This window comes from Paenibacillus sp. FSL H7-0703 (assembly GCF_038003485.1).
Lineage (GTDB): Bacteria > Bacillota > Bacilli > Paenibacillales > Paenibacillaceae > Paenibacillus > Paenibacillus polymyxa_B.
On record NZ_JBBOPF010000001.1, the window covers coordinates 2,798,568 to 2,818,809 of the forward strand.

Sequence of the window (20,242 nt, forward strand, 5' to 3'; positions counted from 1 at the left end):
CGTACCCCCTTATGGTAGCGCGACTTGATGGGATGGACTTACTGATTTTAGTGCAAACGGCTTTCCACTCACGTCTAGATGTTTGGGCAGCTCTGTTTTGTAGGAGGATAAAAGCATTCGCCTTTTTTGGGCATTTTCCAGTCGTTTTGTAGGATCGATATTGGGAATGGTTGCAATGAGGCGCTGGGTATACAGATGCTGTGGACGCTCATAAATGTCTTGCTCGCTCCCCTGCTCCACTAGACGTCCCCGGTACATAATACCGATTTGGTCACACATATGGCGGATAATACCTAGGTCATGACTAATGAACAAATACGTTAAATTAAACTCCCGCTGCACATCCTTCATAAAATTAAGCACCTGTGCCTGCACGGAAACGTCCAGCGCCGACACCGGCTCATCTGCAATGATCAGCTTGGGGTTTAATGTAAGCGCACGCGCGATCCCGATCCGTTGCCGCTGCCCCCCGGAAAATTCATGCGGATATTTGTAGGCTGCATCGGCATTCAAGCCGACCTTTTCCAGCAACGTCTGTACTTTCCTTCGTTCTTCCTCACTGCTCAGCCTTTCAAAATTTCGCAGCGGTTCAGCAATGACATCTAATACGCGCTTACGCGGGTTGAGCGAAGAGTATGGGTCCTGAAAAATCATCTGAATATCTCTACGCAGTGGATGGCGATTGTTACGGCTCAGAGCTGCAAGGTCCTTTCCTTTAAACAGAATCTGTCCGCTCGTCAGCTTATTTAGACCGATGATCGTCCTGCCTGTCGTCGTTTTTCCACAACCGGATTCTCCCACCAGCCCGTATGTCTGGCCTGCCTCAATGCTGATCGACACGCCATCCACTGCTTTCACCTGATCGATAACACGCTGGAAGAAACCACCGCGCACCGGATAGTGAACCCTCAGATCATTTAACTCCAGTAGTGCCATGAGCAGCCTCCCCCTTTGCCTCGTCTTCAAAATGAAAATGCTGATAACATGTACAACGGACCCAATGTCCAGGGGAAATTTCATTTAGTTGGGGATGGTCTTCATGCACTCTCTCCTGAATCCAAGGAATACGCGGAGCAAAGCGGCAGCTATTGCGGGGGATATCTTGTAATGAGGGAACAATACCGCCGATGACATGCAGTGATTCCCCCTTGGTATGCGATCCCGGCATAGAAGCAAGCAAAGAACGCGTATACGGATGCTGTGGATGCCTGAATAATTCAAAAACATCAGCGCTCTCCACGATTTCTCCGGCATACATGACCACCACGCGGTCGGCTACTTCTGCCACAACACCAAGATCGTGCGTAATCAGGATAATTCCGCTCTCAGTCTCCTGTTGAAGCTGTTTGAGCAAGTCGAGAATTTGCGATTGGATCGTTACATCGAGCGCAGTCGTCGGCTCATCTGCAATAATAAGAGAAGGTCGGCAAGCTATGGCAATCGCGATCATCACACGCTGCCGCATCCCTCCTGACAGTTCATGCGGATACTGATCATACACACGTACAGGATTCGGTATATCTACACTTTCCAGCAGCTCCAGCACACGTTCCCTTTTTTGCTTCATAGATAGTGACGTATGATAATCAAGATTTTCCTCAATCTGCTTGCCAATGCTCATCAACGGGTTGAGTGCTGTCAGCGGATCCTGAAAAATCATGCCAATGCCCGCTCCGCGGATTTTATTCATTTGCCCTGAAGAAAGACGGTTCAGGTCCGTGCCTTTAAAAAGGACCTCTCCCTCTACACGTGTGCGTTCCATGTCATGCAGTTGCGGGATAGAAAGCGCCAGTGCGCTTTTGCCACAGCCAGATTCTCCGACTACAGCCAGCACTTCATTGGGGTTGACCGTCAGATCCAGATGGTCGACTGCGGGGTGATATTGATCCTTGATGCGAAAAGAGACGGATAATCCTTTAATTTCCAACACGGGTTCGGTATTCAATGCGCGCTTCCTCCATTCTCCATGGTCTTGTCCCGCTTATTCTCACCATGTTTGATGTTTAAAACCTCTCATGAACATTACATACCGTTTTTGTCGGAATAATTTGAATACATCCTATCACCAGTATATGGATATATCAATTAAGATTATGCTATCAACATCATTTAAAAAATCAATGATCCAGCAGTAGCGCGGCCTTTCTGGCACAAAATGTAATGAAATAACCAACCACAGGTTAATTTTCATCACAAAAAAAGTCGCCTGATCCCTCTACAGGGATCAAACGACTAACTAGCACCAGCTCACATTGAGCTCCTCACGATAATTACGAAGCCGCTCCATAGGAGCCAGACTTGAACGTTCTAGGATCATACCATTTGTAGCCTGCTGCTGGAGCAGACCAAGGCTCAGCCTGCGGTTCCGTGGAAGCCGCAGGCTCCTCGAATGGCAGAAGCTTCGTTGGTTGATCCAGAGTCAAACCTGCCACATCAGACAATTTCGTGTAGTCCTGCTTCCATGCAAGCCATTGGACCGTTTGCACCAGAAAGGTGGAATCATCCACTTCCTCGAAACCATCATATGTCTTCTTCGACTGTCCGTTTTCCTCACGCACATATTTCGGTGTAGCATCTTCTACAGGGGAAGAATCACCGATGAACGCTGCCTTGCCTTGACCTACCTTGGAGATAGCGGCATAAGGCCCTTCTGCACGGCCCCCGCCGTTATAAACTCCCTGGTCTACAGCATTCCCCCATTTTTTCGTGCCTGAAGGGATATAAGCAATGCCTTTAGCCTTGGTTGGATCAATAATAGCCAGCGTAGATCCTGCATGCATTGCAATCGAGCGCACACCCTTGGTAATACCGAAAGATTGATCTGCGGCTACAATGTCAGTAGCATTCACGTCACCAAGCGCATTATAACGGAAACGAACACCAAAGTTGGTCGCCAGCCAATCGGAGCTTGTTAATCCTTGCATCGCCGGTGATGCTGCTTCTTCTGCAGTCATGCCTTTGGCCGGATTAGTATAGGCTCCACGACGGTAGCCATTCATAACTTCGGAGGAATCCCAACGGTTTTTGTTACGGTCCGCATTATAATGATCGGAGATGAAGAAGACGCTCCCCCCGTTATTCACGTATTGCAGCAGAGCAGCCTGCTCGGATGCCTTAAAGGCAACATTCGCTTCACCAATAATGAACACATCATATTGGCGCAGTTTGTCATATGTTATGGCCTGCTCTCCATAAGTAAAAGGAATGGGACGATTCAATTGGTCTACCGTAAAGCCTACATTACGCAGTCCATTGGCAAAGTCGGAGAAGGCGCCTTCAATGACCCAATCTGCTGCTCCAGCGGTCTGTGCGTGCGTATTATCGAACAGCACCTTTTTGCCTTTTCCATCCGGCAATGTAGTACCGGGTTGACCCGGGTTGCCAGGTTTAGGTTCACCTGGTTCCCCCGGCTCGCTTCCGCTCACCAGTTCAACATCGCTTGGACTTTTCACTCCACCAAAATTATTGTAGGCGCCGAGTGTACCCGTCACACGAATTTTGCTGCCGATCAGCTCAGGATGGCCTGACAGCCCAAATTGCCCTCTGTACGCTGAAGTCAGCTGTACATCCAATAGATTAGACGTATTACGTTCATTTGCCTGATCGGCAATCAGTACGTTAAAATCATTCGCGAACGGAGAAGAAAAGTTAGCCGTTTTCGATCCGGTAGCATGTCCGACGATGTAGCCTTCCACCGTCACCGTACCTCCACTGCTTTGGCCCTGAAGTGCTTCGGCTACTGTCAATGCTCCCTCTGCCTTGACCTGACCGAATGGAACGAAGATCCCGATCAGCAGTGATACGATTGCTGCTAGATGCAGCATCCCTTTTAAGCGTGAACCTGTGAACCGCAAGCCTTTTACCATACGTCAATATCCCTCCTATGTTTTCCATAAATGTACTTGTCCTTTATCAGATTAGCCGCCAATCTTCTAATTCCTTCCTGATTTCATCCATAATTATGTAAATTTTAATCTTTTTTATTGGAAACGCACCTGTTTATGTAAAAATTGAACCCTGTGATTGACACCGAGCACGGCATACATTACCCTAAGGAAGACATGTAGAACGGTATACGCGAATGAAGATGACGGGAGAGTCTGTCCAGGGAGCCTACACTCTGGCGGCACCGAAGGAGCAAGACGCCAGCACCCGGCTGGCGGATAATCTCTCAGGTCCATGTATCGTCATCTGACGCAACTCTGGAGAGAGCGCAAGCCACCCAAGGGGTAAGGCGGTAAGAACACCGCACGAAACTCTCAGGTAACGAGGACAGAGATAAGGGAAACTTCCTTATCCTGTCCTTTTTTGTGCTCACATTGTGCGTCAGCATTAGGAACCGTCATAACCGCGCAAAGACGCGGAAATACCATATAGTATGGTATTAGAACATACAGGGGGTCACACCATGCGTTTCAAAGATGTATTTTCTATTATCGGCCCGGCCATGACCGGACCTTCCAGTTCACACACCGCAGGTGCGGTGCGACTCGCACGCGTTGCCCGGCACTGGCTCGGAGCGCAGCCTGACCGTGCCCGCATGACATTATACGGCTCCTTTGCCGATACGTATAAAGGACACGGTACAGATCTGGCGCTCATCGCAGGACTGCTTAATTACGATACGGACGATCACCGGATTCCCGATGCCGAGCAATGGGCCGAACAAGCCGGGATGGCCGTGGAATTCGCCGTCAGCGGACTCCCCGCGCCTCATCCGAACACTGTCCGTTTCGAGCTGTGGAAGGGCGAGGATCAGCGTACACTGTTGGGCTCCTCCATCGGCGGCGGCAGCATCCATGTCCAGCAACTGAACGAATTCCGGGTCAATCTGACCGGGGAGCTGCCTACGCTGGTGCTTCTCCACTCGGATAAGCCCGGTACATTGGGCGCGATAACTTCAGCTCTGGGCGCGGCCCACATTAACATTGCCTATATGCACGTAGATCGCAAGGGCCGGGATGGTGAAGCACTCACCGCCATTGAAACGGACAGTCCTGCTCCAGCTGAACTGATTGCGGAACTGCGTTCTTTACCTCATATGTATGAAATTAAGATGATTAATTTGAAAAAAGGAGCTGAATCCGATGCGGTTTAGCCATCTGCATGAGATCAGCGCTTTATGCGCTGAAGAATCCACCACGATTGGCCGCTTGATGATTCAAGAGCAGGTACAGGAAACGAATACAACGGAGGAAGAAATCTTTCGCCAAATGTCTGATTATTATGAAGTCATGAAGGAAGCCGTTCATCGCGGTCAGACACAAGACACCGTATCCCGCAGTGGATTGACGGGCGGTGACGGCAAGCGCCTAGCCGAGTATCTGCGGGCAGGGGAAACCTGCTCCGGTGATGCCTCCGCGCTCGCCATGGCTTATGCCCTCTCCGTGTCGGAGGTTAATGCATCCATGGGTCGCATTGTCGCCACGCCTACCGCAGGCTCATGTGGGGTTATCCCAGGTGTGTTCATCAGTGCGCAGGAGCGGTTCGGCTGGGATGATGAGCATATGGTGAACGGCCTGTTCGCCGCTGGGGCCATTGGCTACGTGATCGCCAACAACTCCTTCATTTCTGGCGCGGAAGGAGGCTGTCAGGCTGAGATTGGCTCAGCTATCGGGATGGCCGCTGGCGCTATGGTCGAGCTGCGCGGTGGTACGCCTGAACAGGCTGTTCACGCCGTGGGCCTCGCTCTTAAGAACACGCTCGGCCTGATTTGCGACCCCGTCGCCGGACTCGTGGAGATTCCGTGCATCGTGCGCAACGGGCTGGGAGCCGTGACTGCGCTTGCCGCAGCGGACATGGCTTTGGCGGGTGTGCGCAGCGCTATTCCGTCTGACGAAGTCATTGACGTCATGCTTGAAGTCGGCAGTGCGATGCCGTCGAAGCACCGCGAGACCGCCAAAGGCGGGTTGGCCCAGACGCCGACTGGCAAGCGTTTGACCGAATCACTTACACGCAACACACCGACCAAGAAAGATAAGTCATAATTTATAAGCGGTAGCCTCCTTAAAATAAAAAGAGCAAGCCTATCGTCCTTGGACGTATGCTTGCTCTCTTGTTTTACTGAACGCTTACCTGTACCTTCGTCATTTTACCTGCATATTTCACAGTAATTACAGCTTTGCCCTTGCCCTGTGCCTTAATGTTACCGTCTTTGACGGTCGCAACAATAATTCTGGACGAGGACCAGACAGCCGGTTTGGAGACATCCTTCTCCGACTCATCCTTATACGTGGCTGTAGCCGTAACCTTAGCCAGCTGTCCTGCCTTCAAATTCAATGCGACTTCGTCTGTTTGCAGGTATTTAAGCGTATCAACATCCACAGGTACGCTGATTACCTTCCCGCCAAATTTCGCCTGAATGTTAGTTTTACCGTAGCTGACTGCGGTAACCTGACCCTTTTTAACAGTGGCTACCTTATAATTAGACGTTTTCCATTCAGCTTGGGCCGTAACGTCCTTTTCTTTACCATCACTCGATTTAACCACAATCGCGATGGTTTTTTGATCTCCAGATTTGAGCGATAGCGCGATTGCATCCGCTTCAATCTTTTGCGCTACGTCCACTTCTACCGTAAACGTAATGTTTTGCTTGCCATATGAAGCAGTCACAGTTGCCTTACCGCTACCATTCGCTTTGATCAAACCTTCGCTAACCTCAACCACTTTTACATTGCTAGTTGTCCAGGTGGCGTCCTTAGTTACATCTGTTTTTGTACCGCCACTCTTAACTCCTGTTACTTTCAGTTGCTTCGTTTCCTGAGCACCAAGCGCAATTACACGCGAGTCTGTTTCCAGACGGTCTACAAGGCCTACTTGCACGTTAATCGTCAGTTTTTTGCCATTATAGGTCGCTGTAATAACCGCTTTACCAGCGGATTTACCCGTAATCGTTCCTTTGGACACAGAGGCAATATCTTCTGCGCTTGAAGTCCATTCTGCATCCTGTGTTACATCTTCTTTACGTCCATCCGCATAAGTAGCCGTCAAAGTTGCAGTATAGTCCTCATCAATATCAATCGTTGCCGTTTTGGAGGACAGAGACAGATCACCGGGTACATTTACGGATACCGTAGCTGTAACTGTTTTGCCACCATAAGAAGCGGTGATCGTAGCCTCACCTGTTTTATAACCCGTGACTTCTCCCGCACTGACAAAAGCGATGTCTTCATTGCTGGACTTCCACTCTGCCTTACTTGTGATATCTTCTTCCGTACCTGTTACATACGTTGCGGTCAGCTTGAGCTTTTTGGATTCCTTGGCATTCAGGCTCAGCTTGTCCTCACTCAAATCCAGATATCTGGAGGTTTCGACATCTGTCTTGATCGAAACGGTCTTATCTCCATACTTAGCGGTCACCGTAGCCGAACCCGCTCCAATCGCCATAATCGTTCCCTTATTCACAGTCGCAATTTTATCATCGCTTGATGTCCAAGTAGCTTTATCTGTGATATCCGTTACCGTCCCATCCGGATAAACGGCAGAAACTTGTACTTTCTTAGATTCATCCAGACGGAGAAAAATATTGGATTCACTGGCTTTCAGCTTATTCGTTTGATCGACATCCACCGAAATCGTAGCGGACATCGTGCCATATTTACCTGTAATTGTCGCCTTTCCCGCGCTATAGCCGGTAATAGTGCCTTTCAGTACATCCGCCACAGCTGCATTACTGGAGCTCCACTCGGCGGACTCTGTCACGTCCTGTACTGATCCATCCGGGAACGTCGCTGAAAGCTTAACCTTCTCAGTATCCTTCAACAAAAGAGAAACCTCTGATGAACTGACATCAAGACGTTTAACCTGCTCCACCTGCACAGCAATGGTTACGGTCTGTTGACCATATACGGCCTTAATATTGGCTGTACCTGCTCCCTGAGCAGTAACCAATCCGTTAACTACTGTGGCTACCTTTTGATTATCGGAGGTCCAGGTAGCATCACCCGAAACCTGAGCTGTTGTATTATCACTGTATGTCGCTGTCAAATCAACCTGTCCTGTACCGCTTGAACGCAAGTTCAGGCTTTGTACACTGGATGTCAGCGCCTTAACCTTTTTCGTTACATGTACCTGAACCGATTGCACCTTCTCTTTATAGGTCGCAACCACGGTGGCTTCTCCTTCAGCCTTGGCCGAAACTGTACCATTATACACAGTAGCAATAGCTGTATTATCACTTTTCCAATCCGTGCTTACGGTTACATTCGAGGTTGTCCCATCGCTAAAAACAGCAGTAGCCGTCAACGCAGCCGTATCTCCCTGCTGCAAAGTTACCTCGTTAGAGGAAAGGACAATCTTGGAAAGCACCGCATCCGCAGCAGATGCAAATCCTGCATATGATGTAAAACTTGAAATCAGGATGACCAACGCCAGAAAACCGGACCATCTATTCTTCAAAATCTAATTCCCTCCCATTTCAAAACTTAAATTAAGGATTTCGCAAAATCCTTACACCTACGTTTTATGTCGTCATATGGAAAAGAATAGTTTAGGCTTCGAAGGAAATTTGGTCCTTATTAACTAGATCATTTTCTGAGAAAGATTAGACATTACAATTTGTGTAGCTTCAGAGCCATAGTGAAGAGTTCCCCCCAACAGATCCACAAGCTCGCATTTACAAACAGCTATAAGCTGCTGCGCGAACTCTCAAATGATGGTACTCTTCCATATTGGGATCGAGCTGATGCATATAAACGACGGAGAACTGTTCGCTCGGATCTATAGAAACCCAGGTGCCTGCCATTCCCGTCCAGCCAAATTCTCCAATCGAGCTGTTTGCATGCCCAGCCGCTTTATCCATTAACGTGCGCACACCAAGTCCATAGCCATAACCTGTATGGTATGAATTGGTGAAATCCGATAGTTGAGCTGTATTCAGATGATTTGTACGCATTAAATCAATGGTTTTTCTACCCAATAAGTTCACACCGTTTACCGTGCCGCCATTTGACATCATTTGTGAAAATGTGAGGTAATCTTTGACTGTCGAATATAAACCTGCGCCTCCGCCTTCATATATAGCATCTGGCTGATGATATTCATCCAAGAAACCCTCTATTTTCTCAAGTTTTCCGGCGTCTGTCCGTTGATACATGGAGGCCATCCGCGATTCAATATCTCCACGATAACGGTAACCTGTATTGTTCATTCCAAGTGGATCAAAGATTTCATCCTTTAAAAATTGTCCTACTGATTTACCTGAAATCACTTCAATAAGACCTGCAACAAAATCATGTCCATATCCGTATAACCAGCGTGTTCCCGGCTCAAACGCAAGTGGAACTTCAGAAAGCGCTTTAATTTCTGTGCGCAGGTCATATTTCCCCTGCTTTTCCTTTAATCCTGCAATGGCCTTCTGCATAGCTTTTCCTGTTTCTGAAGACTCGGAAGCATAGGGAAGACCCACACTCATATTGAATATATGCTTAATTAAAATGGGATTCTCCGCCTTATCCACGTAGGTGTATCCGTTAGGAGCGGTTTTGAATACATGCGCATTACGATATTCGGGGAAATATTCATACAAAGGCTCATTCAACAAAAATTGCCCACGTTCGTACAGCATAAGTGCAGCCGCACAGACAACAACCTTTGTCATGGAAAACAAGCGATACACTGTATCCTCAGTGATTGGTTTTCGGGCTTCCAGATCAGCATATCCATGATACCCTTCATACAACACTTGACCATTCTGGGCAATGGCACAACCGCAACCTGCCGGTCCATTTGCTACGAAATGTTTCAATAGCTGATCTACCTTGTCAAAACGAGACATATTCATCCCTCCTATTTTTCCTTCAAAAGAAACAGGCTTCCCCTCGCGCTCTAATTTCCTGTTCCAACAAGCTCAGCGCGATCCCTTGTAAGCGCTTATTCCCCGCATTTAATTTAACGGTAAACTTGGTAAATACATAGATTATTTGTCATAATCAGATGGCATTACATTAACAGCTCAGCCACCGTTTCCTTCCAACGATGGATCACCGATTCCGGTTCCTTGAGACGGACCGTGACACCTGTCAAGATATCCGCATATTGGGCCGAATCTTCTCTGGCTGCAAAAACATGAGCCGCAAATCGCTCACGTACATGCTTGGCTCCGGGCAAAGCAGGCAGATGTTCCAGCGACAACCGCACATAATGCGCCTTCCCCCCGGTGAACACCGCAAGCGTCGCCTTCCCAGTACGGATCATGTTGCCTGTCGTGGTCGTACCCGGCCATAGTGCCAGACGCAAATTCCCCTCGTCCAGCGCTACAACCTCGCCCACACTAATCATCGCTATGTGCGGCCACTGATCTTCCGTGACCGTCAGCAGCATCATTGCTTCATGCTGCTTGTCCTTCAGCTCCTTACCGTCCAACAGCGTAAACAGTTCCTTACCGATCCTTGGTGTCTGCATGAAGTATATTCCCCTTTACTTTTGGCCTATAACTTCAAAGTACCATAATTTACGGCTACTTACGAACGACCCTATACCCGCTCTGGAATAGGAGGAACATGAGCAGCATTCGGAATATCTTGGGGGTTTACCTTGAATGCCGATTTATACTTTGCTGGATCAGTAATGCTATCCGGTTCTGAGGTCCGCCATGTGAACAGGCATACAGGGCACAACAAAACCTCCCAGGCGCCTTTAACTGGCGAGCGGGTAACAACTTCTGAACGATTAGATTCACAACGGGGACAAATATGCATCTGTCAGCACTCCTTTAATCTTTCTTTATTTTTAAAAATATTCAGCGAAGCATTTGGCTCAACTTTTTCTCCCATTCCGCTACACCCAACGGGGAATCGAGCGACTGCGAGTAATGTCCTCTAATATCCGGTGCTACAGGTGTCGTCGCATCCAATATCATTTTGTGCGTCATACCTGCCGGATCAGAGCCGGGGTCAAGCGGTAAAATAGACAAGCCAGGAACAATGACAGCATCATGCTTTGGATGAAGCTTGGTAGATAAAGCCCACATGACCTGCGGCAGATTGAACGGATCGACCTCCTCATCCACCACAATCACGAGCTTGCAATACCCCAATCCATGCGGAGTCGTTAACGCACGCATTCCCACAGCCTTTGCAAAGCCGCCATACCGGGTTTTCGTGGAAATAATAGCGACCAGCCCATGCGTATACATGGCATTAACAGCCACGATTTCATTAGGAAAAGCATCCTTAAGCTGCTGAAACAACGGTACACTTGTATTCACACCGATCATATAATCCGTTTCCGTCCAAGGCATCCCGATGTACAGATGCTCAAAGATAGGCTGTTTGCGGTGATATACACGATTAATCTGAATGACTGGCATCGCGCGGCCGCCGGAATAGTGACCTGTGAATTCACCGAATGGACCTTCATACTCACGTTCACCTGCTAACACTTCGCCTTCCAAAATGACCTCGGCTCCCCAAGGCAGATCCAGATCTGCCTCCTTCGCTTTGACCACACGATAAGGCTCACCCTGAATGGCGCCCGCCATCTCATATTCGGATTGATCGTACAGCAACGGCGTAGAAGCAGCCGTTGTAATCACAGGCTCACATCCGAGGGCAATAGCCACCTTCAGATTTTCGCCGCGCTCCTCAGCCTGACGGATATGGATCGCAATATCATGCTGTGGTACAGGCTGAATGCCCAAACGGTTCTTGCCTTTCACCTGCATCCGGTACAAGCCGACATTTTGCTTACCGTAGGTGTCCGGGTCATCCAGATCGCGTGAAACTAGAATTGCTTTATCCAGATAAAACCCTCCGTCCCCCTGATTCAAACGAAACAACGGCAAAATATCAAACAAATTAATATCCTCTGTAATCTCGACTTCATGAAAGGGTGCGGTTTCTTCCCGCTTCACGGGCACCGGAAATTGTTCATAGCGTCTGGCAAATTCAAAAAACTGCTCCTTGAGCGGCGTGTTTTTGGGCATTCCCATCATGAGGGCATGATTGGGCCAGGAGCCCATCACATTCATTGCAATACGAGCATCCGTATATCCATAGATGTTGTTGAAAAAGAGAGCAGGTGTCTTATCTCCAAGATTGTTTAATGCTCTGTTAGCTGCTGCGAGGTCCGGCTCCGGCTTTACCTCATCGCTGATCGTGAGTAATTGTCCCTCCTTTTCCAAGGTGTGTAGAAAATCGCGAAAGTCTTTATAGGCCATCATTCATTCTCCTTCATCTTTCGATTTCTCAATTCTGGTGCAGTCTGGAGTCATTCTGCTTCATTCCATCCCAGCGTTTGGCTGCGGTTGTGACAATACCGAACTGATCCAATGCACGAAAAACAATATGATCCACCAATTCCTCGATACTTGCAGGATGATTATAAAAGGCAGGCATCGGCGGCAGGATCATCACGCCCATACGTGACAGCTCCAGCATATTTTCCAGATGGATACTGCTTAATGGTGTTTCTCTGGTCATGAGCAGCAGCTTCTTTCGCTCCTTCAGTATCACATCCGCTGATCGGGTAAGCAGGTTGTCCGCCATACCAATACGAATGGAGGCAAGGGTCTTCATGCTGCAAGGAGCGACGACCATGCCGTCTACTCGAAAGGAGCCGCTGGATATACGCGCAGCCTGATCCTTATACGAGTAGACCGCATCCGCCATCGCCTCCACTTCCTTCACCGTGTAGCCTGTCTCATAGGGGATGTTCGCAATAGCCCACGGGGATAGCACCAGATGGCTTTGGACTCCAGCCTCTCGTAATTGTTGTAATATACGGATACCAAAAATCGACCCTGTCGCTCCCGAAATTCCTACAATGATTTTCTTCATATGTCCCCTCCTTCCATCCCATCGTTTTATGTTCACCCATGCATTACTGTCAAAAATTATACGCCCGTTCCCTGCACACGAAAAATATATATAATATATGTAATGCATACTTTAAAAGTATTCAAATCGAAGCGTTGTTTAGAAATGAGGAGGAATCCCCAATGGACTTGAAGCATCTGTATTACTTTTGCGTCATCGTGGAGGAAGGGCAAATCACCAAGGCCGCTAGAACGCTCAACATGGCCCAGCCTCCACTGAGTCAACAACTCAAAAATATGGAGGACGAGCTTGGTGTAAAGCTGATTTACCGTGAAGGAAAGAAGTGGGAAGTTACCGAGGCCGGGTATACACTGTATACACGCGCCAAACGATTATTGGCTGAAATGGAGGACACCTGTAGAGAAATTGGGGAGTTTGAAAACAAAGTAACCGGCACACTTGCTATAGGCACGTCATCCGCCTGTATGTCTCTGATTACTGAACAACTCAGTCGCTTTCATCAGGTTTATCCAGAGGTATACGTTAAAATAGGACACGGAGACACACATCATCTGGAAGAGCTGTTACACCAAAATAAAGTTGATCTGGCCCTGCTGCTGCTTCCGGTAGATGACAAATCGTACCATACGATTGAACTGGAGGGCGTTTCTTTTGTTGCGGTTCTTCCGTGTGAATGGGCAGATCGCCATCCCAGTGGGGAAATTACATTACAGGAAGCTGCCAGCTATGACCTCTTGTTGGGACGCCGAACAGAAGGACACGGACTATACGAAACCGTCATCCGCAAATTTCAGGAACACCATCTTATTCCGCGCGTCGTACTAGACTGTCCAGAAATATCGACCATTCTCTCGCTCGTTTCCACAGGCATGGGAATTACCATTATTCCAGACGCTGGCTTGGGACAAGAATACGGGGACAGATTTCGCACACTCTCCATTAAGGAGCCATTCCCCTTCACACAGCCTGCCGTCGTATGGCGCAAAGATCGTTATTTATCCAATGCAGCTCGCAAGTTTGTTGAACTGTTACAAGCTGGAGACACGAAAAAGACTGTTCCCGAGTAGATGCTCTACCGCTCTACTCCTGAAACAGTCTGATGCTAGATGAACTTCCTTCATTCGGTCATTGATACCGCCTTACTTGACTCCTTGATGCCGATACTCGGTTGGAGTCATTCCACATTTGCGCCGGAATACCTGTGTAAAATGCCGCATATCCTGATAGCCGATCCGCTCCGAAATATCAGCCAGCCGCAGATGAGGATCACTGAGCAGACGCTTCGCCTCCTCCATACGCAGGCAAATGACGTAATCCTTGTAGCCTTGTCCCGTCTTTTGCTTGAATAACTGGCTGAAATACACCGGATTCAAAAATACGATTGAAGCCACCTTCTCCAGCGACAGCTCCTCTGTGAAGTGAGCCCGAATGTATTGCAATGCCACATCTACCGTATGCATGCCTTTGCGTAAACATTCTCCTGTATCCGCTGCTGCGGCTGCAATCTCCTCTGGTGTACGTCTTAGTCGCGCCACCTCTTCAGGTATGGAGGCAAAATTGTGATGAACACCCGAACGTGTAATTTGTAGGGGCACCTTCACATAACGCTTCAGATGGGATTCGAGCAACGTCTCTAGCCGTGCGGCCTCTGCCTCATCCCTTAGCCTTGCAATGCCCAGGAGACTATGGCGGTCTAGACTGACGACAAAGCCGCTGCCTCCTGCCTCAATGAGCTCGGACAGTACATTTTCAATCATAAAATGCTCCAGATGCGTCTGCTTGTGATCAGGTTCCATGCGAACCATGAAGAGATGGAATTCTGGATAATTTTCGACAAAAGGCTGTATATCCAGCTTGCCCGTGTCCAGTCCAAGGGCATAGCGTTGGAAAACGGCTTCACGCAAATAAACCATATTGGATTTGAGAAGCCTACCCTCGTTCGCCTGCTGCGAGGCCACAAGCGCTTCGGCTGCCAGTATTTCAATGCATTCCAGCAGCTTTCTTTTACCAATCGGCTTTAACAGGTAGTCTTTGGCACCCAGTTTTACTGCTCTTTGTGCATAATGGAAGTCGGAATGGGCCGAAATGACAACCCACTGCAGATGAGGATGCTTTCGCTTAGAAATACGCATGAATTCCAGACCATCCATACCGGGCATCAGGATATCAGTTAATACAATATCTACAGGATGCTCCGCCAGAATGCCTGCTGCCTCCTCGGTGGAAGCAGCGAGATGAATGCCGCAGGTTGGTAGAGCTTGGCCAATGGTACGCCGAATCCCCTGCCGAATCATATTTTCATCGTCAGCTATCAGAATATTCATGTTTCTCCTCCTTCTGTGGCAGAGGCACACTTACAGTGACTGTTGTTCCGGCCCCAGGTGCGCTAGAGATCCGTAGGCCGTACTCTTCTCCGAACATGTGCCGTAGCCGTAAATTTAGGTTTTGCAGGCCGATGCCTCCCGCCTGCCCGCTGCCCGCCTGTTTGCCGGGTTCTGCCAAAGCGACCTGGACCACCTCCCATCGTTCGTACTCCATCCCTGCACCGTTGTCGATGATGTGCAGGCTCAATACACCGCCATATTCCTCCGCTCTGACGAGCAACTTGCCACCTGTATCCGCATGAAGAGGCTCCAATCCGTGCTTCACCGCATTTTCAATCAATGGCTGTAAGGTCATTTTCGGCAAGCGGATATCCATCCATCGTTCTTCAATATTGATGTCTACGGATACCCTGCCCTCCAGCCGGGCTTGGATAATGGTAAGATAGTGGCCAACCTGCTCCACTTCTTCACGAAGGCTTACATCGGTCCCCTCTTCCCAATGGCTGCTGTAACGGAACATATGGGATAAGGAGAGAACCACCTCTCCGAGCTGATCTTGTCCCTTTTCATCCAGCATCCAATAGATCATATCCAGCGTATTATACAGAAAATGTGGATTGACCTGCGTCTGTAGCGCGTGCAGCTCCGCATTTTTTTCACTGACCGATGATATACGCACCAGCTCGATTAGCTCTGCAATCCGTCTTACCATATGGTTAAAAGAGGTAGCTAGTTGATTGATTTCTTCATAGGATTTGGTGTTTACCGTATGACGGAAATTTCCTGTCTCTACCCGCTTCATTTCCCGAATGACTCGCTTGAGTGGAAGGGAGATGCCCCTGGAGACGATAGATGCAATTAACGCCGACACAATAATAAGTATAGGTGCCACGATAAATAAGTACCTTTGATTTTGCACCAGCTCCACGTTCAGATCCTCACTAGGTGTCACACTAATCACAGACCAGTCGGCAAACGGCAACTTGGAAGCGATTACAACTCTTTCATTACTTCGATTTACAATAACATCCTCCTCCGGTACCTGCTGCTCTAGATTTTGCAAATCCGGTGGCGGATCAGAGGAAGTGGCCGACACAATTCGGTTTTCATGACCCAACAAATATACCTGACTATTGGTGCCTAACCGCAAATTGTGGAGAGCGGACAAAACAGAACGCGGCTCAGCCTCAAACAGGACAATACCAATCGGCTTGTGTTCATCCAGATCATAGAGCTGCCGCCCAAACGCAAACACGGGTCTGGTTTCCACCTGATCAATGACAGAGTGAGGATACACGCCCAGCCATGCAATTTTGCCCGCCGACTTTCGAATTTCCTTATACCATTCCGTATGTTCGTAATGAGTATCAATGACATTCATATAATTTCCATAGTTATATACCTTGCCTGTGTCTGTGATGACATGGATGCCAATCAGATCCTCACGCGAATAATAGATAGCGCCCAGAATATTCGTAATCGTACGTTCGTTGATGTAATTGACAGCAGGTAAATCACTACTATCCGTCGTCAACAGACGAACCAAATCCATATTGTTGCTGATCGATTTGGAGAGACTGTTATAGCTGCCGAGTAGCAATTCGAACAGGCCTGCCGTCTGGGATACATTTTTACGCGCCAGCTCGCTGACCTTATCATGGAACTGCACCGTAGTACGGTTGTAAAATAATAGACTGACCGCCAGCACAATGCCGGACATGCTCAATAGGAACAGAACAAACAAGCGGTATTGAATGGATTGAAAACGGCGCATCATACCTCCGTGCGCTCCTTTCGCTTCGGCCGCCTATCCTTTAACCGCTCCCGCAACCATGCCCTTGGTGATATTTTCGGACAGAACAAAATAAATAATAATGACCGGTAAGGCACCCATGACTAGAAAAGCACCAATATTACCGTAGTTCACAGAATACTGGCTGACGAACGTATATACGCCGAAAGGGAGAGTTTTGAGCTTCTCGGACGAGATAAAGGTGGCAGCCATAATGTATTCATTCCAGATGTTAATGAAAGTTAAAATACATACCGTCATGATAGGCGGAATCGAGATGGGTAAGATTACACTGCGGAAAATACGATAAATGCTTGCTCCGTCAATGTAAGCGGATTCTTCAATTTCGTGGGGAATGGACCGCATAAAGCCGGATAGGATGAAGACCGCAATCGGTGTCTGAAAAGCAATGTAGGGTAAAATCAGTGAGAAATACGTATTCAGAATATGGACGTTTTTAAACATCACCATCAGCGGCAGCAGTGTAGCTTGCATCGGGATCATCATCCCGATCAGAAACAAAGTCAGCACAACAACCCCAAAGCGCCAACGAAAACGTGTAATCGCATAAGCAGACATTGAGCTTAATAAAATGACGAAGATCATCGTAACCCCGGTCACCAGTACACTGTTTCCTAAATAACGCAAGTAGCTCCCTGATTCATAGGCTTCCTGATAGTTGTGCCACTGGGGCACTTGAGGGAGTGCAAAGAAACTTGAGCTCAATATCTCTTCATTCGTCTTCAACGAATAGGTCAGCAGCCAAAAGAGTGGATACAGCTGCGTAACAATTAAGATTGCCAATAAGGTAAAGACTCCCGTTTTTTTCAAGGCATTCAACAGTTCCATCTCCTTTAGCTTACCTTATTTTCGATTCGTTTGAAAACAAAATTTATCACAATTGTAAATGACAAGCAAATCACTACGAGAATTGAAGCCAATGCGCTGCCATATCCGTATTTCATCGATAAAAAGGACATATTGTACATATACGTAGATACTGTATCCGTCGCATGGGCTGGTCCTCCACCCGTCATCACCCAGATCAAATCAAACGATTGCAGGGAGCCGATAAATGCTAATACAATTGATATCTTGAAAATAGGTACAATGAGCGGCAGCGTAATATAGCGGTCTGCTTTGAATCCTTCAGCTCCATCAATTTTGGCTGCTTCGTACAACTCATTCGGTATATTTTGTACCCCGGTAAACTGGATAAGCAAATGATAGCCAAAATACTGCCACAACGATACAAAATAGAGGGCGTACATCGCTATCTGCGGTTCCGTCAGCCATGAGCGTGTCCAGCTTTCCAGCCCAATCGCCATCAAAATACCGTTCAGCATTCCACCCATCGAGGCCGGATTATAGATCGTCTTCCACAGCTGCCCGATAATGACCACCGACAGAATAACCGGCAGAAAATACATCGTAACCAGCGTATTGGCCTTACGCACATAACGATTAAGCAAGATCGCCAGCAGCAGACAGAACGGAATCTCCAGCATGGAAAACACAGCAAACATCATAGTCCGTTTCACGGATGGCCAGAATACTGAATCTGCTGTAAAAATCCGCTCAAAATTAGCCAGCCCCACGAACTTTGCCTCGGCAATACCGTTCCAATCCAGCAATCCACAATACACCGACACCAGAATCGGAACAAATACCATACAGGTATACAACAACAGGCAGGGTAGCACGAAAACGGCAATGGTACGTGCTGGCACCTTCAGTACATTCATGCTCTAATCTCCTTTATGTTGATTCTGAACATCTTCTGAGGATGCACAACCTACATGATTTCCAATCAGGGAAGGAGCATTTCGCCCCCTCCCTAGTGCCTGCTACTTCAGGATTTTGTAAAATTCGATTCCAGTTGCTCCAAAGTGCAATATCTAGACGAACTAGGCCATTTCGATCTATATATTGTTCATTGGGAGTCGCTTATTGGATTTTTGCAAAATCCTCACTTATTTATTCGCTTCAAAAGTGTTCTGATGTTCCTTGGCAACTTGTGCAGAGTCTTCCTTTTGCACGAACAGGTTTTGAATGCTACTCAGATGCGCCTGCGCAATAGCCGGATTCATCGTATTATCAAAAGCGAGATCGCCCCCTTTTACATTCTTGAACAGCTCATTAAGACTAATCGCTAACTCGGAGTAGCCCGCTTCCTTCAGATCACCTTTCATTTTCTGACCGCTGCCAATCGCATTTTTTAGATCAAACTGAATTTTGGGCATCTCCTTAATAAAATAGTGCAGAAAATCCTTCGTTTCCTGTAAATGTTCACTGTTCGCAGATACTGCAAATGCGCTGCCCGGCGCAATTACATACTCATTCACATCACCCTTGCCATTCACCGTAGGGAATTGAAACGCTCCTACCTTACCCGCTACCGAAGAAGCATCAATTGACCCCGTTTCCCATGTACCCATGATATACATCGCGGCTTTTCCTGTTTTAAAAATATTACCGCCTGCATTGTAGTCAATAGATGTAGCTCCATCCGGGAAAGCTCCTGCCTGCACCAATTCCTGAAATGCATCCACCGCTTCCACAAAAGCCGGGTCGTTAAACGTCTTTTTGCCGTCCAGTACATCATTGAGAAAATTCGGTCCTTCATTCGTACGCAACAAAATGTTCATAAAAAGGAGAGACCCCGTCCATGAATCCTTTTCCCCAATGGCAATCGGAGTAATACCCTTCGCCTTCAGCGTTTTGACCGTCGTAATCAGCTCGTCAAAGGTGGTCGGCAACTTCTGGATTCCCGCCTGCTTGAACAGTTCCTTATTGTAAAACACCACTTCTATATTGTTGCCATCCGGAAAAGCGTAGAGCTTATCGTCGAAACTATAGTAATTAAGAAGTCCATTCTGAAATGTATCTTTTAACCCCTCTTTATCAGCCACATCGTTTAATGGAGCCAGCAGCCCGGCATCTACGAATGGCTTCATCTGTGCAGCTGGGTTTACAATCGTGATATCAGGTACTTCCTTCGCCGCTGCCTGTGTCTTCAGCTTAAGCTTTTGTTGATCTGTATTTAGCGAATCCAATTCAATTTTGACATGAGGATGATCCTGCTCGTATTGACCTACAATTTGCTTAATCATTTTGTACGAAGGGGTGCTCGGATCAGGATTAATGTTCTGAAAGGTAATCGTAACATCTTTCGTTTCGGTGCTTCTGCTCGGTTCTCCTGAATTTCCCGGACTTGCGCTTTGTCCGTTATTACAAGCTGCCAGCGTCAATGCCAAGGCGCTCACCATCACAACGGCAAACGCTTTCATTTTTGTTCTGCTCATGGTCCTTTTCCTCCTCTTGTTGAAGCATTGCGCAATTTGCCCTCC

General features: G+C 47.8%; 17 protein-coding genes and 1 riboswitch. Of the genes, 3 read left to right on the forward strand and 14 right to left on the reverse strand.

Annotated features, from left to right (window positions below; all coding sequences use genetic code 11):
• Nucleotides 1-9: 9 nt before the first annotated feature.
• From MHB46_RS12240 to MHB46_RS12250, 3 genes are all read right to left on the reverse strand, one after another.
• A complete protein-coding gene (locus MHB46_RS12240) occupies nucleotides 10-936 on the reverse strand; it encodes an ABC transporter ATP-binding protein (RefSeq protein ID WP_341162468.1) in 927 nt (308 codons plus the stop codon).
• The gene (locus tag MHB46_RS12245; RefSeq protein ID WP_165178771.1) at nucleotides 914-1,945 is read right to left on the reverse strand and encodes an ABC transporter ATP-binding protein; all 1,032 of its coding nucleotides are present in this window, start codon (nucleotides 1,943-1,945) and stop codon (nucleotides 914-916) included. Before MHB46_RS12245 ends, MHB46_RS12240 begins: the two co-directional genes overlap by 23 nt.
• A gap of 325 nt (nucleotides 1,946-2,270) precedes the next feature.
• Nucleotides 2,271-3,866 carry a DUF6359 domain-containing protein gene (locus MHB46_RS12250; protein WP_341162469.1) on the reverse strand — a complete coding sequence of 532 codons (1,596 nt, stop codon included), beginning with the start codon at nucleotides 3,864-3,866 and terminating at the stop codon, nucleotides 2,271-2,273.
• A gap of 215 nt (nucleotides 3,867-4,081) precedes the next feature.
• Nucleotides 4,082-4,197: riboswitch (glycine riboswitch) on the forward strand.
• Between the two features lie 211 nt (nucleotides 4,198-4,408).
• Between MHB46_RS12250 and sdaAB the strand changes: the two genes are divergently transcribed.
• Together sdaAB and sdaAA are read left to right on the forward strand one after the other, a co-directional pair.
• Nucleotides 4,409-5,098, forward strand: a complete 690-nt coding sequence (sdaAB, locus tag MHB46_RS12255; RefSeq protein WP_341162470.1) for an L-serine ammonia-lyase, iron-sulfur-dependent subunit beta — start codon at nucleotides 4,409-4,411, stop codon at nucleotides 5,096-5,098.
• Nucleotides 5,088-5,987 (forward strand): L-serine ammonia-lyase, iron-sulfur-dependent, subunit alpha, encoded by a 900-nt coding sequence (sdaAA, locus tag MHB46_RS12260; protein ID WP_071639258.1) that lies wholly within the window; start codon nucleotides 5,088-5,090, stop codon nucleotides 5,985-5,987. The genes sdaAB and sdaAA overlap by 11 nt, the downstream gene beginning before the upstream one ends.
• Nucleotides 5,988-6,060: 73 nt before the next feature.
• Here the strand turns inward: sdaAA and MHB46_RS12265 are convergent, their stop codons facing one another.
• From MHB46_RS12265 to MHB46_RS12290, 6 genes are all read right to left on the reverse strand, one after another.
• Nucleotides 6,061-8,397 (reverse strand): Ig-like domain-containing protein, encoded by a 2,337-nt coding sequence (locus tag MHB46_RS12265; RefSeq protein WP_341162471.1) that lies wholly within the window; start codon nucleotides 8,395-8,397, stop codon nucleotides 6,061-6,063.
• A gap of 217 nt (nucleotides 8,398-8,614) precedes the next feature.
• Complete coding sequence (locus MHB46_RS12270; protein WP_341162472.1) at nucleotides 8,615-9,775, reverse strand: serine hydrolase domain-containing protein; 1,161 nt, start codon at nucleotides 9,773-9,775, stop codon at nucleotides 8,615-8,617.
• A 164-nt stretch (nucleotides 9,776-9,939) separates the two neighbouring features.
• Entirely contained in the window at nucleotides 9,940-10,401 is a 462-nt protein-coding gene (locus tag MHB46_RS12275; protein WP_061832095.1) for a hypothetical protein, read from the reverse strand.
• Between the two features lie 71 nt (nucleotides 10,402-10,472).
• Entirely contained in the window at nucleotides 10,473-10,697 is a 225-nt protein-coding gene (locus MHB46_RS12280) for a non-oxidative hydroxyarylic acid decarboxylases subunit D (protein WP_341162473.1), read from the reverse strand.
• Nucleotides 10,698-10,738: 41 nt separating this feature from the next.
• Nucleotides 10,739-12,157, reverse strand: a complete 1,419-nt coding sequence (locus MHB46_RS12285) for a non-oxidative hydroxyarylic acid decarboxylases subunit C (protein ID WP_341163737.1) — start codon at nucleotides 12,155-12,157, stop codon at nucleotides 10,739-10,741.
• Between the two features lie 28 nt (nucleotides 12,158-12,185).
• Complete coding sequence (locus tag MHB46_RS12290) at nucleotides 12,186-12,776, reverse strand: flavin prenyltransferase UbiX (protein ID WP_013369033.1); 591 nt, start codon at nucleotides 12,774-12,776, stop codon at nucleotides 12,186-12,188.
• A 161-nt stretch (nucleotides 12,777-12,937) separates the two neighbouring features.
• On the opposite strand from MHB46_RS12290, the gene MHB46_RS12295 reads away from it, so the two are divergent.
• The gene (locus MHB46_RS12295; RefSeq protein ID WP_341162474.1) at nucleotides 12,938-13,843 is read left to right on the forward strand and encodes a LysR family transcriptional regulator; all 906 of its coding nucleotides are present in this window, start codon (nucleotides 12,938-12,940) and stop codon (nucleotides 13,841-13,843) included.
• 72 nt (nucleotides 13,844-13,915) lie between these two features.
• Here MHB46_RS12295 and MHB46_RS12300 read toward each other — a convergent pair whose 3' ends face one another.
• The 5 genes from MHB46_RS12300 to MHB46_RS12320 all read right to left on the reverse strand — a co-directional run bounded on the left by MHB46_RS12300 (nucleotide 13,916) and on the right by MHB46_RS12320 (nucleotide 20,197).
• Nucleotides 13,916-15,100, reverse strand: coding sequence for a response regulator (locus tag MHB46_RS12300; RefSeq protein ID WP_025723834.1), 1,185 nt, complete (start codon nucleotides 15,098-15,100; stop codon nucleotides 13,916-13,918).
• Nucleotides 15,081-16,877: a sensor histidine kinase gene (locus MHB46_RS12305; RefSeq protein WP_165178766.1), complete on the reverse strand. Its 1,797-nt coding sequence runs from the start codon at nucleotides 16,875-16,877 to the stop codon at nucleotides 15,081-15,083. Before MHB46_RS12305 ends, MHB46_RS12300 begins: the two co-directional genes overlap by 20 nt.
• A gap of 30 nt (nucleotides 16,878-16,907) precedes the next feature.
• Nucleotides 16,908-17,741 (reverse strand): carbohydrate ABC transporter permease, encoded by an 834-nt coding sequence (locus tag MHB46_RS12310; protein WP_445667591.1) that lies wholly within the window; start codon nucleotides 17,739-17,741, stop codon nucleotides 16,908-16,910.
• 5 nt (nucleotides 17,742-17,746) lie between these two features.
• Nucleotides 17,747-18,637 carry a carbohydrate ABC transporter permease gene (locus MHB46_RS12315; RefSeq protein WP_061832099.1) on the reverse strand — a complete coding sequence of 297 codons (891 nt, stop codon included), beginning with the start codon at nucleotides 18,635-18,637 and terminating at the stop codon, nucleotides 17,747-17,749.
• A 228-nt stretch (nucleotides 18,638-18,865) separates the two neighbouring features.
• Nucleotides 18,866-20,197, reverse strand: coding sequence for an extracellular solute-binding protein (locus tag MHB46_RS12320; protein ID WP_341162476.1), 1,332 nt, complete (start codon nucleotides 20,195-20,197; stop codon nucleotides 18,866-18,868).
• Nucleotides 20,198-20,242 lie beyond the last annotated feature (45 nt).